12 protein-coding genes are annotated in these 15518 nt (G+C 62.6%); 9 read left to right on the top strand and 3 right to left on the bottom strand.

All coding sequences use genetic code 11. The annotated features are described in order from the left end of the window. Nucleotides 1-207: 207 nt before the first annotated feature. On the bottom strand, nt 208-4134 hold the full coding sequence (locus tag J7E83_RS19055) for a DUF6923 family protein (protein WP_214965330.1): 3927 nt from the start codon (nt 4132-4134) through the stop codon (nt 208-210). Between the two features lie 382 nt (nt 4135-4516). Between J7E83_RS19055 and J7E83_RS19060 the strand changes: the two genes are divergently transcribed. From J7E83_RS19060 to J7E83_RS21295, 3 genes are all read left to right on the top strand, one after another. Further along, nucleotides 4517-5278, top strand: coding sequence for an RNA polymerase sigma factor (locus J7E83_RS19060; RefSeq protein ID WP_214965332.1), 762 nt, complete (start codon nt 4517-4519; stop codon nt 5276-5278). A 149-nt stretch (nt 5279-5427) separates the two neighbouring features. Then, the gene (locus J7E83_RS21290; protein ID WP_251044141.1) at nt 5428-5856 is read left to right on the top strand and encodes a transposase; all 429 of its coding nucleotides are present in this window, start codon (nt 5428-5430) and stop codon (nt 5854-5856) included. Between the two features lie 317 nt (nt 5857-6173). Further along, nucleotides 6174-6494, top strand: coding sequence for an IS110 family transposase (locus J7E83_RS21295; RefSeq protein ID WP_311379804.1), 321 nt, complete (start codon nt 6174-6176; stop codon nt 6492-6494). 58 nt (nt 6495-6552) lie between these two features. Here the strand turns inward: J7E83_RS21295 and J7E83_RS19070 are convergent, their stop codons facing one another. Both J7E83_RS19070 and J7E83_RS19075 read right to left on the bottom strand, forming a co-directional pair. Continuing rightward, the gene (locus J7E83_RS19070; protein ID WP_214965333.1) at nt 6553-7173 is read right to left on the bottom strand and encodes an FMN-binding negative transcriptional regulator; all 621 of its coding nucleotides are present in this window, start codon (nt 7171-7173) and stop codon (nt 6553-6555) included. A gap of 63 nt (nt 7174-7236) precedes the next feature. After that, complete coding sequence (locus tag J7E83_RS19075; protein WP_251044143.1) at nt 7237-8172, bottom strand: DMT family transporter; 936 nt, start codon at nt 8170-8172, stop codon at nt 7237-7239. A gap of 83 nt (nt 8173-8255) precedes the next feature. Here J7E83_RS19075 and J7E83_RS19080 point away from each other — a divergent pair, with 83 nt between their 5' ends. The 6 genes from J7E83_RS19080 (at nt 8256) to J7E83_RS19105 (ending at nt 15422) form a co-directional block, all read left to right on the top strand. After that, the gene (locus J7E83_RS19080; protein WP_214965335.1) at nt 8256-9191 is read left to right on the top strand and encodes a LysR family transcriptional regulator; all 936 of its coding nucleotides are present in this window, start codon (nt 8256-8258) and stop codon (nt 9189-9191) included. A gap of 529 nt (nt 9192-9720) precedes the next feature. Then, nucleotides 9721-10767, top strand: coding sequence for a LacI family DNA-binding transcriptional regulator (locus J7E83_RS19085; protein WP_214965337.1), 1047 nt, complete (start codon nt 9721-9723; stop codon nt 10765-10767). Between the two features lie 143 nt (nt 10768-10910). Further along, nucleotides 10911-12176, top strand: coding sequence for an ABC transporter substrate-binding protein (locus tag J7E83_RS19090; protein WP_214965339.1), 1266 nt, complete (start codon nt 10911-10913; stop codon nt 12174-12176). Between the two features lie 120 nt (nt 12177-12296). After that, nucleotides 12297-13256, top strand: a complete 960-nt coding sequence (locus J7E83_RS19095) for a carbohydrate ABC transporter permease (protein WP_214965340.1) — start codon at nt 12297-12299, stop codon at nt 13254-13256. Further along, entirely contained in the window at nt 13256-14143 is an 888-nt protein-coding gene (locus J7E83_RS19100; RefSeq protein ID WP_214965341.1) for a carbohydrate ABC transporter permease, read from the top strand. Before J7E83_RS19095 ends, J7E83_RS19100 begins: the two co-directional genes overlap by 1 nt. Nucleotides 14144-14150: 7 nt before the next feature. Then, a complete protein-coding gene (locus J7E83_RS19105) occupies nt 14151-15422 on the top strand; it encodes a family 1 glycosylhydrolase (protein WP_214965342.1) in 1272 nt (423 codons plus the stop codon). Nucleotides 15423-15518 lie beyond the last annotated feature (96 nt).

Raw genomic sequence — 15518 nt, forward strand, 5'->3', positions numbered from 1 at the left:
GAACCTTTTTCGTCGTGGAGCCTGATTTCCCCGTCAGCAACCGTACTGTATTGCCCCGCAGTGCCCGGCAAGATGACGCATTTGTTGCGGGCCTGCCCAAGTGGGATCTGGGTCAGCCCGGAACAGCGCCCGGGTGCGAGTGTTGCTCGCATCCCGGGCGCTGTTCTCAGGTTGGCTCCGGTTGCTTAGGAGCGTGGGTGGACAGGGCTAGCTCTGGCGGCGGCGGATCTTTGATGCTGCCAGGGTGCCTCCTCCGAGGAGGAGGATTGCCAGCCCACCGAAGACCAGCGGTACCGGATCCAGCCCCGTGCTAGCGAGGTTGGCCGGTGATGCCGGTACTGCAGTGATGACCGGGGCATGAGCGGCAACCTTGGCCGTGGAGGGTGCCGAGACCAGTGCAGCGCCGCCGGGGACTCTGCCGGTGGCCGCGGCGGTGTTGGTGATTGTTCCGGAGATCAGGTCGGCCTGGACCACGGTGTAGGTCGCGGAGCAGGTGATTATTGCTCCGGGGGCGAGGCTGGCGGCCCCGTCCGGGCAGGTGACCTGCGAAAGCTTGCCTGCACCGCTGAAGTCCCCTTCAACCACGGCAGCATTTGTGACCGTCACGTTGCCGGTGTTGGTGACCACAAACGAGTACGTGATGGTCTGGCCTGCAACCAGGCTCTTCAGTGCTCCTGCGTCAGCGGACTTCACGACCGTGATCCCCGGTGCTGCCGGGATGGCGACGGTGGTTTCCGATGGCGGTGAGACCGGCGGCGTCGTTGTTCCGGGCGGTGTGCCGGTCGCGGTGGCGGTGTTGCTGATGGATCCGGCGTCGACGTCGGCCTGCGTCACGGTGTAGGTCGCGGTGCAGGTTACGGTTGCTCCCGGCGCCAGTGAAGCCGCCCCGGCGTCGCAGGTGACGTCGGAGAGGTCGCCGGTACCGGTGAAGTTGCCTTCGTTGACAGTGATGTCCTTAAGGGTGACGTTGCCGGTGTTGGTCATCAGGAACGAATACGTTACTGACTGCCCCGCCGCCGTGATCGTTTCCGAGGATGCGGACTTCACGACCGTGATCCCCGGTGCTGCCGGGATGGTGACGGTGGTTTCCGACGGCGGTGAGACCGGCGGCGTCGTTGTTCCAGGCGGGGTGCCGGTCGCGGTGGCGGTGTTGGTGATGGCTCCCGCGTCGACATCCGCCTGGGTGGCAGTGTAGGTCGCGGTGCAGGTCACGGTTGCTGCCGGCGCCAGTGAAGCTGCTCCGGCGTCGCAGGTGACGTCGGAGAGGTCGCCGGTACCGGTGAAGTTGCCTTCGTTGACCGTGATGTCCTTAAGAGTGACGTTGCCGGTGTTGGTGACCAGGAACGAGTACGTCACGGGCTGGCCTGCCGCCGTGATCGTCTCCGGGGAAGCGGACTTCACGACAGTGAGGGCCGGTGCAGGCGGTGCCGGCACGATGACCTCCGACGGCGGTGAGACCGGCGGAGTCGTGATGCCTGGCGGCGGAGTACCGGTGCCTGTGGCTGTGTTGGAAATCGAACCAGCGTCCACGTCAGCCTGGGTGACCGTGTAGGTCGCGGTGCAGGTCACTGCTGCCGCAGGCGCCACGGGACCGGTGGGGCAGACTGCTACCGGCGCGGTGCCGGTGCCTGTGAAGCCGGTTTCGTTGATACGGATATCAGTGAGCGGCACATCACCGGTGTTGGTGAACTCGAACGAGTAGGTGATGACCTGCCCCAGCTGGAGGCTGTTCATGGCTGCCTGGTCCGCCGTCTTGACCAACCCCACACTCACTTTCACCGGTGCGTTCGTGACGTTACAGGTGAACGCGGCGGCGGAGGGGACTGTGAAGGTCCAGGGTCCGCTGCCCGCCGTCGGAACCGTGGCTCCGGTGGCCGTGTTCGTGCACGCGACGGAAGCGTTGTAGGCGTTGATCCCGCTGGCGGAGCCTGCGGCCATGGCATCGGTGATTGTGTAGGTGCTTCCCTGGGAAACCGGCTGGTTGAGGGTGCTGACCGTTGTTGCAGTACCGGTAGTTGTGGCGGAGGTGAGGACTGCCCCTGCGGGAGCCTGGAGACCGACGGTGAACTGGTCCGCTGGTACTGCGCGTCCGCTGACCGTCTTGGTGACTGTGAGGGTCGGGATGGGTGCTGAGGCACAACGTGCGCCGTCGTTGCCGCCGGAAGCAGGGCCTGCCGAAAGCGGCACCATCTGAGCAGTGTTGACATCGATGCGGGAGATGTTGCCAGTCGTGTTGTCGGATGCGTAGAGGTAGCCGGTAGCGTCGACGTAGACGGCACCGACAACAAGCCCGGTGACCGGCGTCCCCGCCGGAGATGTCAGGACAGGCCCGACGGTCTGCGTCCCGGTTACCGGATCAAAGCTGACCAAGACGTTGTTCGCGCCGTTGACTCCGACGCTATAGAACGCCCCGTTGGTGAAGCCCCAGTCAAAACCCATATTCGTCCCGGGCAGGGTTCCGGAGCTGAGCACCGTGTTGAAGGTAGGCGATCCTGGGACGAGATCGATCGCATAGTATGCGGTCCCGTTCGTGACCCAGTAGCGCCCTGCGTTGTCGATATCACCGATAACGAACGCTCCTCCAGGTGAGCCGGCAGGAACGCCAAGATCTGCCACGGATCCGTTGGCACCGATGCGCAGAAGGGCTCCGTTGCCGCTGGCGATTCCGTAGAAGTAGTTGTCCAGGACGTTGTAGCCGACGGCGTTCACGGCTTCTGACATGGTGAAAGCGGTTGAGAAGGCACCCGAAACCAGGTCGACTTTCTGGACCAGGTGAGGATCAGCAAGACCCGCGGGGCTCTGGAACAGGTAGCCCGAAGCGTCACACGCCCACGGCTGCTCAACAAAGTTAACCGTGGAGGTGCCGGGAGGATTGATGCCCGTTCCAGTGACGTTTGACGGGCCGTTCGTGAAGGAGCCCGCTGCCTTCGAGGTGACGTTCACCGTCACGGTGCAGGAGGCCAGGCCGGTGCTCAGGTTCCCTGTCACACCGACCGAAGTTCCGCCCGCGGCCGCGGTGACGACGCCTGCGGGGCAGTTGGTGGTGGCAGGGCCGGCGACGGTCAGTCCGGTTGGAAGGGCGTCAGTGAAGGACCAGCCGTTCTTGGCGCCGAGTTCGCTGGTGTTGGTGACCGTGAGGGTCAGCGTCGAGGTGCTCCCGACGGGGACGGATGCCGGGCTGAAGGACTTGTCCAGCTGTGGGGTCACATCGAGGATCTTGAAGTTATCGAAAGCCTGATCATTGCCGCTGCCGTTGGGCTGCTGGTTGGTAACCCGGAAGCCGACCGTCGGGTTGGTGACCAAGGCTGCCTGGTTTCCGGTGAAAGTACCAACGCTGACGACGTTACCGTCGACGGTGTACGTCTGGCGGTTGGGGTCTGCGCAGATGTTGTAGTCCGTGGCGTTCAATGCGATAGGCGTGGTGCCGTTTATCACATAGAACCGGTCAAGCGCCTGGACACCAATGTTGCACAGGTTTCCGACGTCAAGAGAGAAGGTGACGAATCGACCGGTACCCCCGACGTTGATGCCGGAGCCCTCCATCATCACCCCGGTGTAGTCGTTGAAGCCGCCAGCCGTCTGCTCTGCCACTGCGAGGTTTGTGTTGGGATCAGCCATGCCTGCGTGCTGCCCGATTGCGGCCGGTACTGTCCTGGCCGTGGGCCACCAGCTGGCCGCACAGAACTGCGCAGCGCCAAGAGCCGCATCGGTAGCCTGATGACCGAAGATCACTCCGTTGCACCGCGACGCGTTCTGATAGACGGAGTCCATCGTGTACGTGGCGCCGGTGGTGCTCGTGTAGGCGGCGATATTGGTCGCTCCCGTCAGGGGCGCGTTCTGAAAATCCTCCTGGTAGATGAGCGAGGGAGCACCCGGAGTGCCGGGAGTGCCCGGCGCGGCCTGCGCTGATCCGGACGGTGTGAGTCCGATGAGGCCGGATGCGACCGTTGTGGCAATCAGGGCGAGTGCGAGAAGGCCCGCCAGTGCCCTGATACCGGCGGAGAAGTTCTGGATCTGGCTGCGCAGGCTTTTCTGCCCTGAATGGCGGTGGGAGGGGCCCGGCCTGCCGGCTATGGCCCTTATATGGGAGGGGTGCCGTTGCCCGCTCCCCTTGGATTGCGAATGAGACCTCATGAAAATCCTTCCAGCAGCTCCGGAGCGCAACCCGCAAGCACCGCCCCCAAAAAATGCAATTACCTCGATATAACCTCGGGAGATCCGAATCGTGACGTAGCACAATTTTCTGGCAGGACCCTTCAGGTAAACCCTCCGTTCGCTGGGGCGGCTTGGGCACGGATTGACGAAAGTCCGGGCTCGACGTTCGCGGCGTTGCATTGCTTACTTGGTGTTTGACAGCGCGCATGTCACAATCTCATCGAGGACGCCTACCGTCGGCCTCGATCCGACTGGGGGAGATTTATGGGCGCTGGGGATGTATCGATCTCTGCGAATGCTGACGCCGCGGATTTCTCGTGTGAATTCTGTCCCTCCGTCGTGAAGGCGCGCCCGGCGTTGAGTGGCCCGGACCCCGATTGCCCGCGACATGAACACTGAACGCCTCCCCGACACGATTGCCCGGCATGGGGGCCAGACTCCGCGGCCAAGGCGCACCGGGCCCAGTCCAGGGCATGAGGTTCCCCCACCCACCGAGGCCGAACTGCTTGCCGGGGTGAGGTCAGGGGACCCGGAAGCGATGGCCGTGTTGTATGAGCGACACCGGGACGAGGCCTTGCGGTTCGCGGCGTCCTTGACCTCCCGTCGCCAGGATGCTGAAGATGTACTTCACGAGGCGTTCGCGAAGACTGTTAGCGCTATCAGAAGGGGATACGGCCCGTCTGGGAACTTCGGGGCGTACCTGAGCACCTGCGTGAGGTCGGTGGCCGCCTCCGTGTGGACGAAGCAGATGCGGGAGAGGCCTGCCCTGGTGGAGGAGCTGGAACCTGACCCGGTTGATGACCCAGGTCTCGAACGGGTTTTGTCCGTGCTTGAGCGGGAGGACGTGGTCGAAGCGATGCGGGCGCTGCCTGCGAGGTGGCAGACCGTCCTGTGGTACGCCGAGGTAATGGGCGAACCGCCCCGGAATATCGCTCGGATGCTGGATATCGAACCAAATGCAGTGTCGGCGTTGCTGATCAGGGCACGCGCCGGGCTGCGTGCCGCCTACAACTCCAGGCCGTCCCGAACATCGTTGACGGGGGCGGCAATGACCGCAAGTGAAGCCACAGGGGCAGGCCGCGGGCGAATGCCAGCTAACGAGCTAGAGGAGCTAACGAGTTAGAGGAACGGCGCTAATCCACCCCCGCGACGTCTCCGAGGAGAATAGGTAGTGACTTGATAGGAACGTGCAGCTTAGCTCTTCAATGCTCTGTCCGCCCGGCCCGGTCATCCGTGCTCGCCATCTTCAGCCATCGACAGGAATGAGTGAGCATGACTCTCGTAGCGACCCAGCCCACCAGGACAATCACGATAGGTGTAGACACCCACTCGTTAGTGCATCACGCGGCCGCAGTCGACCAGGACGGCCGATTGCTCGGAGACCAACGTTTCCCAGCAGACCCGTGCGGCTATCGACAACTGCTGGACTGGTCGGCCGGCTTCGGCATCATCAACGTGTTCGGCATCGAATGCACCGGCTCTTACGGCGCCGGGCTCACTAGGTACCTGCTCGCCGCCGGAATCGATGTCGTGGAGGTGAACCACAGCCACATCCAAGTCCGGAACAGAGTGGGTAAGACTGACGCCGTGGATGCAGAGGCAGCTGCCCGCAAGGTGCTCTCCGGGGAATGCTCCGCTCCAGCAAAAGACACCACCGGAACGGTGGAGGCAATTAGGAACCTACACCTTGTGAGGGATTAAGCAATCAAAGCCGGCAGCGCGGCCTTTGTCCAGCTGCGGGACATCCTGCTCACAGCCCCAGGCGACCCTAGGGAACGCCTAAATACCAAGACTCTAGAAGGTAAAGCGACTCAGGCCAGAAGTCTGCGCCCCAACCCGAAGCGGATCCACGAACCATGAGCACGCCGTGAAATAGGCCCTCCGCGAGCTGGGCCGCCGCGTCTACGAACTCACCACCCAAATTCATCGACAAACACCTGCTCCGCCTGGTCAGCGCAATCGCGCCCAACACCCTGGCCCTCCCACAAGTAGGCCCAGTCAGCGTCGCCCAACTACGCATCACAGCCGGCGAAAACTTCGAACGCTTCCGCAACGAAGCCGCTTTCGCCCGACTATGCGGCGTTGCACCAATTCCGGTCTCCTCCGGTAAATCAAACCGGATGCGGCTTCACCGAGGAGGCAACCGCCAAGCCAATAGAATCATCTACCTCATAGCGATCTGCCGACTGCGCCACGACCCCAGATCGAAGGCCTATCGTGACTGCAAACGCGCTCAAGGGCATTCATCCGCAGACGCCATTCGCTGTCTCAAACGCTTCATCGCCAGAGAAATTTACTACAGCCTCAAGAGAGACCTAGCGGCCGGGGGTCCTGTGTGAATTGATCGTTCGTCGACGCCAGACGGCGTCTGTTTTCGGTGATGCTCGTCGGGTGAACTCAAGGGCGGGCGTCCTGGACGGCTGCGGCGCTGCGGTGGTCGCCTCGGCCATGGAGACCGCCGATCACGCCTTCTATGTCGGCGGCCGGACGGTTTTGGCTGAGTTTGAGCTTGGCTTCGACGCGGGTGATACGCAGCTCAATTCCTACGATGGCACGCAGTTGGCCTGCGATGAAACGTTCCGGTGCATCGTCCATGGTCCACGGTTCAGGTGATGATGCTTCATGGAGGTCGGTCAGCCGGCGAACCATGTCACCGACCCACTCTGGGTCGTCGTGAATGATGAGATCGCCATATACGTGGGCGGTGGAGTAGTTCCAGGTCGGCACGACTCGGCCGTGCTCGGCCTTTGATGCGTACCAGGACGGTGTTATGTAGGCGTCCGGGCCCTGCACAATGACCAACGATTCACCCGTCACCGGTTCCAACCACTGCGGATTATTTCGCGCCAGATGGCCCAACAGGGTGCCATGCTCGCCGGCTGAGGGGTCGTAGAGGAAGGGCACCAAGGTTGCAATCATGCCTTCGGAGGTCATGGTCACCAGGTTGGAAGCGCCTGGATAGGCCAGAAGGTCCCGGAGGGCTTCGGGGCTGGCAGCGAAATGCTCGGGGACGTACATGGTGCTCCTTGAGTAGCAGCGGGATGATGCGGTGCTGGAGGACTGCTTTTGTTGTGCCTTGGTTCAGGAGCGTGCTTCTGCAGGATTTGCGCGTGCCACTCCACCGACGTCGTCGTTGTTTTCAGCCCGTAACGGTGGCTGGGATGAGGCGTTGTCTTGGAGGGTGACACCGATGCCTGCTGCTACAACCAGCGCAACCCCTATGACGGCGCTGAGCCCGGGAGCTTGCCCCAGGACCACGAATCCGATCATTGCCGCGATCGCAGGTTCCAGACTCATCAGCGTCCCGAAAGTTGCCGCTTTCAGACGGCGCAGGGCGAGCAGTTCCAGGCTGAAGGGGATCACCGGCATCAGCAACGCCAATCCGGCACCCAGAAGCAGAAGCGGCCAGTCGAGATGGCTGAATACCGCAGGTCCGACAACGAAGGTCGTCGCGATTGCCGCCACGGGCATGGAAACCGCCAACGCCTGCAGACCGTTGACTTCGTCACCGGCCCGCTGCGTCAGGAGAATGTAGGCCGCCCAACACGCACCGGCGCTCAGGGCCAGGAGCACCCCGATCGAATCCGTACCGCGGTGCCATGGCTCCGTCAGTGCTGCCACGCCGCCTGCTGCCACCAACGCCCACCATCGACCGGCTTTGTTTCCACGGATGACGGCAACCGACAGCGGACCCAGGAACTCCAAGGCGCTTGCCGTGCCCAAAGGTATCCGGACCGCGGCGGCCATGAACAGTAGCGTCATGCCAGCCGTCACCACGCCCAGCACGACGCAGGTCAGCAGGGCTGAACGGCTCAACTTGGTACGCCAAGGCCGGGTGAAGGCAACCAAGATCAACGCGGCCCACGCCAGCCGCAGCCAAGCCACTCCCTCAGAACCAAGTCGGTCCGAGAGTCCCACCGAAGCGGCCAGACCCAGCTGAACGCAGCACATTGCTGCGCCTGCCATCACCGTTCCACTGCCGGCGCCGCTGAAACGTCCCTGGGAGAAATTGATCATGTCTTCCAGTAGACCTTGGATGACCATTTACGTCCACGTGACAATCATGCACAAACCATCCGCAAATAACGGACAATGGAGTGATGGAAACCCGAAGATTGGAAGTCCTGCTCGAACTGGCCCGCCAGGGCTCGATGCGCCACGTTGCCGACACTTTGGGCACTACGACGTCCACGGTTTCCCAGCAGGTAGCAGCCCTTGCCCGGGAAGCCGGGACAGCACTGCTGGAGCCTGCCGGCCGGGGCGTCCGTTTGACTCCCGCCGGCCGGCGTTTGGCCGGGCACGCGGAAACCATCCTCGCAGCGGTGAAGGCCGCTTCTGCGGAACTGGACTCCGAAGCCGAACCGGTGGGAACAGTGCGGGTGGCTGGATTCGTTACCGCCGTGCGCAAGGTTCTGATGCCCATCATTGGTGACCTTGCCCTCAGCCACCCTCACGTCAAAGTCGAGGTGCGGGAGCATGAGCCAGACGAAGCCCTCGCCCTGCTCGCCTCCGATACGGTGGACTTGGCCCTGACCTATGACTATAACCTTGCCCCGGACGGGCGCGGCGCCGCTTTCGATTCCGTCCCCTTGTGGAGCACCCCCTGGAGCCTCGGCGTTCCCGACCGCGATATGGGAACGACAGCCATCAGCGCACCTGACGTCTTCGCAAAGTTCCGCGACCATGACTGGATCGGCAACTCACGAAACCGGGCAGATGAGGACGTCCTTCGGCTGATCTCATCAATGGCGGACTTTGAACCCAAAATCCGACACCAGGCTGACAGCCTGGACCTCGTTGAAGACCTCATCCTCGCCGGAATGGGAATAGGTCTACTACCCGCCGACAGCCAACCTCCCAAAGGCATTATTCTGATTCCCCTCACGCAGCCCGATGTCCGGGTGCGCGCTTACGCGCGGACACGCCGCGGCAACGAAACCTGGCCTGCCCTCGCCGCGGTCCTGCACCATATCAAGCGAAAGAGTGCGACCATGGGAACTCCGCTTTGTGCGGCCCGAGCAACTCCCATGCGTTGACCAAGGGAAACGCGGCGAGATCTATAGGCGTCATTGCCACCGGTACTTGTCTATTGGAACGCCTCCACCGGTCATCCTGATCTTCCCGGCTGTGGCGTTGATAGTCCCTGTTGGCCAGCGTCCGTGGACGATCAATCCGGTGATTGGAAGAAAGAGGCGGTATCCGGCGTGGATCAAAGTCTTCGGATACCGCCTCACACAGCGGCGGCTGCTGCTTGCCTCTGGTGCAGAGCATCAAACAGTGAGGGGAACACTGTCGGACGCCAATCTGTGAACACGACGTATCCCTGCACATCGTGATAACCACCGAACTGGCGTTTCGTAACGGACGGTCCAATGCAGCAAGAGCGACACTGGTGGGACTCGTGCACCAGATTCTGTTGTCGTTGGTAGGCCCGGCAACGCTTTAACCCGAGGTGACCCTCGACAGCCGCTGCCAGATTCTCACGTTGTACCTCCACACACTTCCCACGTTGTACCCTGATGGCAGGGCCGCAGGTTCAGGCCATGAGACTGGGAGGGAGTGGCGGTGTCTGTCACAATCCGGGATGTTGCGCGAGTCAGCGGTTTTTCCATCAAGACGGTGTCCAACGTGATCAATGGGCATCCGCAGCTGAGGCCGGAGACCCGGCAGCGCGTCCAGGACGCCATTGAGCAACTGGGTTATCGGCCCAACCTGTCAGCCCGGAACCTGCGATCGGGCCGCTCGGGAGTCATTGGCCTGATTATTCCGGATCTCACCACGGCCTACTTCGCCGAACTCGCGGACGCGGTCATGCGAACGGCGGCCTCGAGGGGGCTGGCGGTGCTGATCGAGCCAATCGGAAGCGGCCGCGACAACGAACTCGCCGCCCTCCGCGGCCAGCATCGGCACATGGTTGACGGGATTATCTACAGCGCCCTGACGTTGGACGCAGGGGATGCCGAGCTTCTCAAGAGCGTCGACACCCCGCTGGTGGTCCTTGGTGACACGTCCTTCGATGGCCAGGTGGACCGCATCACCATGGCAAATACCGCCGGTGCCCGCGCCGCAACCGGGCACTTGCTGGCCGCTGGCCGGAAGCGGGTCCTTGCCTTGGGTGCCCATGAGGGGGAGATCGTCGCTTCTGCTGAGCTCCGCCTGGCCGGATACCGCCAGGCCATCGAGGAGGCCGGCCTGACATTCGATCCGGATCTTGTTTGCTACGCCGACTCCTGGCACCGCCGGGGCGGCGCGGCTGCAATGACGAAGCTGCTTAAGGAGGGCCTGACCTTTGACGCGGTCTTCGCATTCAACGACACTCTCGCCCTCGGCGCAATGCGCGTGCTCCAGGAGGCTGGCGTGCGCATCCCGGAGGATGTGGCGATCGTCGGTTTCGATGACCTGGACGAAACCCGGTACTCCCTACCGGCACTTTCGACCGTTAATCCTCGGAGGGACCAGATCGCCGAGGCTGCAGTGGAGACTCTTCTGCGCCGCATTGAAGGCGGCAGCGAATTGGAGGCACACGAAGTGGAGACAGGCTTTGTGCTCGAAGTCCGCCAGTCGTCCGGCGGAGTCCTGACGGGTGCTGAGGGCGCGACTACCGCCGCCTGAAAAGAAAATAGACAGTAGGTCTTGACCGCTGAGAATCGGCACTGCATGCTAGATACAACGTTTACGTACAACGTTTACCCAAATTTGATCTAGAGAAGTTTCCACCAGGGACAGGGGAGTCCCGCACCATTGAAAGGGCTGACATGAAAAGGTCGCTCACTATTCTCACCGCGGTCGCTGCCGCGTCCCTGGCTCTGACTTCCTGCTCTGGTGCAGGCACCGGAGCCAGCGACAACACCAAGGCCGAACTCACGTTCTGGCATGGTTACACCGAAGCGGACGGCAAGGTGTTGAACAAGATCGTTGAGGACTTTAACGCCTCCCAGTCAAACGTCACGATCAAAGTCCAGACCAACCCCTGGTCGGTCATCGATGACACGCTGCTCCCGGCGCTCTCTTCCGGAAACGGACCAGACATCGTGGCCATGCCGGCCGAACGCCTCCCCGTTTACGCTGACAAGGGTGCGTTCGTGGAGCTTGATGACTTCTATAAGGACTCCAACAGCAACTTGGACAAGCTTGTCCCGGCTGCTGCCGACATGGAGACCGTCAACGGCCACAAGTATGGCGTGCCCTCCGGATTCGTGCCGCTGGCCATGTTCTATAACAAGGCTCTGTTCGCTAAGGCCGGCATCACCACCCCTCCGGCAACCTGGAGCGAGTGGATCGCCGCCGCGAAGAAGCTGACCATTGACGAAAACAAGGACGGCACCCCGGAGCAGTACGGCCTCGGCCTTCCGGACCACGCAACAGTTGCTAACGGCGTCTGGCCCTCGCTCTTCTATGGCAACGGTGGCGACGTCGTCAAGGACGGCAAGGCAGTGGTTGACTCACCGGAGAACGCCGAGACGCTGAAGACCTGGGTGGATGCGGTCCGCAATGACAAGATCTCCCCGTCCGGCCTGGACGGGATTGCAGGCGACAAGCTGTTCAGCAGCGGCAAGGCCGCCATGTACCTGGGCGGACCGTGGATGTCCTCTATCGCCAAGGAAAGCAACATTGACTACGGTATCGCCGCCGTCCCGGCCGGCCCGAAGGAGCAGGCGGCCTCGGCTATCGGCATTTCCATGGGCATCACCTCTCAGAAAGACGGAGCCAAGACTGCCGCTGCCCAGAAGTTCTTCGCGTACTTCCTGCAGAAGGAGCAGGCCACTGCATGGTCGCTCGGCTCGGGATGGCCGCCGCTGCGTTCTGACATTCCTGCCAGCGCCGTTGCCTCCAACCCGGTTGTGGAAGCCTTGACGAAGCAATCCGAATTCGGGCGTCCGCTGCTGCCCGGTGTGGTGAACAGCACTGACGTGCTCACGGCCGTGGACAAGCTCACCCAGCGCGCCGTCGCCGGCGAAAACATCAAGAACCTCCTGGCCGAGACACAGACCTCCGTCCAGAAGGTCCTCGACACCAAGTAACTGGCACCAAGTAGCTGAGAAACAAGTAACTAACATCCAGAAGCCCTACGGATGCGGCGCCCCGGCCGCTGGCTGACCTCGAGCAGCAGTGGGCGCCGCGTCCCCAGGAAAGAAGTTCCCATGAGCACCACCGTGCACAGAAAGCCGCAGGCGCCGCGATACCGCGCTCCGGCACCGATCGGCGGCCGGCGCCGCCCCGCCGTCGGACAGCGCCGCAAGAACCTTCAGGCTCTGTCCTTCCTCCTCCCGGCGCTGCTGGTCCTCGGGGCGTTCACCGCGTGGCCCATGGTTTCGGCCCTCCGGCTGTCCTTCACCAACGCCAGCGGCTTCGGCAAGGAAAAGTGGGTGGGTTTTGAGAACTACGCGCGCATCTTCACCGACCCAGTCATCATCAACGCAGTAGTCAACACTGGCCTCTACGCACTGCTGTTCACGCCGACCGCCGTCGCGCTGGCCCTGGTCCTGGCCCTGCTGCTGAACGATCCGCGGTTGCCCTTCCGGGGCTTCTTTCGGACAGCGCTGTTCCTGCCCTTCATCATCAGCCTGGCGGTCGCAGCCATCGCGTGGGCCTACCTTATCGACCCCCAGGTGGGGCTGCTGAACTACTGGCTCAGCTCGGCCGGGATCCGCATCGGAAACGTACTGCAGGACCCCGTCCTGGCCATGCCTGCCGTAGCGTTCGTGGCTGTGTGGAAGAGCTTCGGCTTCTACATGGTGATCTTCCTCGCCGGCCTCCAGGAGATCCCAGGATCACTGTACGAGGCGGCCCGGGTGGACGGCGCCGGTGCCTGGACCAGATTCCGGCACGTGACCATGCCCATGCTCTCCAACACGACAGCGTTCGTGCTGATCTTCGCACTCATTGCCGCCCTCCAGGCCTTTGACCAGATCTACGTGATGACCGGCGGGGGCCCCTACGGCCACACCGAGACGGTGGTCATGCAGATCTACACATCCGGCTTCCGCAAACTAGACGTCGGCTTCGCCTCGGCACTGTCCTATGTACTGCTGGGAGCCACGCTGTTGCTCAGCGTCATCCAGTTCGTCTTCTTCGGAAGACGTGAAAGGGAAGGGGACTGATGTCCACCACACTCCGCCCACGCCTCCTTCCGCCAGGGGGTCCTGTTTCCGGCTCCCGCCGCGCCGCCCGGGCAAGGCTGAACCGTGCCGTGGTGGTTGTCCTGCTGGCCTTGGCCACCGCGGTCATTCTGCTGCCCATCGCGATCATCGTCTTCACCGCCTTCAAGCCGGCAACGGAAGTCAATGCCTTCCCTCCCACGCTGGTCCCAGGCCAGTGGACGATGGAGAACTTCACCCGCATTTTCCAGGAACTGCCGTTCGTCCGCCTGATCGGAAACAGCTTCGCCTTTGCCGGCGGCGTTACCCTGTTGGCACTCCTGTTCGACTCCCTGGCCGCGTACGCCCTGGCCCGGATCGACTTCACCGGCAGACGGATGCTGCTCATCGCGATCATCGCCAGCCTGATGATCCCGTTCCAGGCAACCCTGGTTCCCGTGTATCAGCTGGCCAGCAACCTTGGCTGGGTTAACACCTTCGCTGCCCTGATCATCCCGCGTGCCGCGGACGCCTTCGGAATCTTCTTCCTTCGGCAGTTCTTCCTGTCCCTTCCCCGGGACCTGGACAACGCGGCCCGCATCGACGGCGCCTCCGAGTGGCGCGTGTACTGGAACATCGTCCTGCCCAACGCCACCCCCGCAATCCTTACCCTGGGCGTGTTTGTCTTCGTCAATAACTGGAATGACCTGTTGTGGCCGCTCATTTTCACCACCGATAAGAACATGGGGACCCTCACGTCAGGGCTGACCCTCCTTACCGGCCCGGGCGGAATAGTCCCCTACGGCGTCATGATGGCCGGTGCCCTTGTGGCCATCCTCCCCTTGGTCGCCGTCTTTATGTTTGTCCAGCGCCGCTTCATTGAAAGCGTCGCGACCACCGGATTGAAGTGAGGTTTTAGTGAAATGGTTTGAAGACGGCCGCCTGCATTTCGGTCTCGGTATAGAGGACACATTCATCCCGCAGGAACGGCCCGGTGAGCGTTCCCTGGACGAATACGAGCTGATGCAGCACTACAGGTTTTGGCACCAGGACCTGGGACTGGCCAGGGAAGCAGGCGGGGAATTCCTCCGCTGGGGGATCCCCTGGTACCGGATCAACCCTGAACCGGGAACTTGGAAATGGGATTGGCTGGACAAGGTCATGGACCGCTTCGCCGAGCTCGGGCTCAAGCCTCTCGTGGACCTCATGCACTACGGCACCCCCACCTGGTTGGACAACCAGTTCCTGAACTCCAGCTACCCCGAACGGGTCGCCGAGTATTCCGCACGGGTCGCCGCCCGGTATGCCGACAGGGTGGTGGACTACACGCCGGTCAACGAACCCATGATTCACACCCTCTTCTCGGGAAAGTTTGGCCATTGGCCGCCATACCTCTCAGGCGACGACGGCCTCGTTGCCCTCGTGCGCAACCTGTCCAAAGGCTTCGTCCTGGCGCAGCAGAACATGGCCGAAGTCCTGGGGGACCGCGCCATCTTCACCCACGTGGACGCCGGGTTCCGGTTTGTCAGTGACTCTGCCACCGGCGAACACGAGGACGAAATCCGTCACCTCAAAGCACGTTCATATCTGGTCGAGGACCTCGTGACCGGGAAGGTGAACGCCGACCACGAACTGGCGCCCTGGCTCAGCCGTCATGGCATGAGCGACTATGACCTGAACTGGCACCAGAGCAACATTGTGCTGCCCGACGTCATGGGTGTGAACTACTACCCCCTTCACTCCACCGAGCTGCTGGTAAGTGGCAAGCCTGTACGCGGAGACATCGCAGATCCCCGCGCTGTCCGCAACGACTGGACCGAAGGCCTGGCCGATGTCCTGACTACCTACGGGCAGCGCTACGGCGCGCCGGTAGCCCTGACCGAAACCTGCCTCACCGGCTCGTATGCCCAGCGCCTCCAATGGCTGGACGCCTCCGTGGACTGCGTGCAGCAGCTGCGCTCCCAGGGGCAGAACATCGTGGGCTACACCTGGTGGCCAGTGACCGACATGTACGAATGGACTTACCGCTACGGCACGGAACCGCTGGAACACTACCGCCTGACCATGGGCCTTTGGGACCTCGTGCCGGACGAGATCGGGACGCTGCACCGGGTCAAAAACCCCGTCGCTGATCGTTTCCTGCACCACGCCTCAGCCGCCGTCGCACTTACCTCCTCCGGCATCCAGTAAGCACCCGGCGGTTCGGCAGCAAGCGGACGACGGCGGGAAGTCCCGCCGTCGTCCCTGCGTCGCCACCGGGAAGGTAGGACTCCGGGTCCTAGGAAA

Origin of the sequence: Arthrobacter sp. ISL-48, from assembly GCF_018613805.1 — a bacterium.
GTDB lineage: Bacteria > Actinomycetota > Actinomycetes > Actinomycetales > Micrococcaceae > Arthrobacter.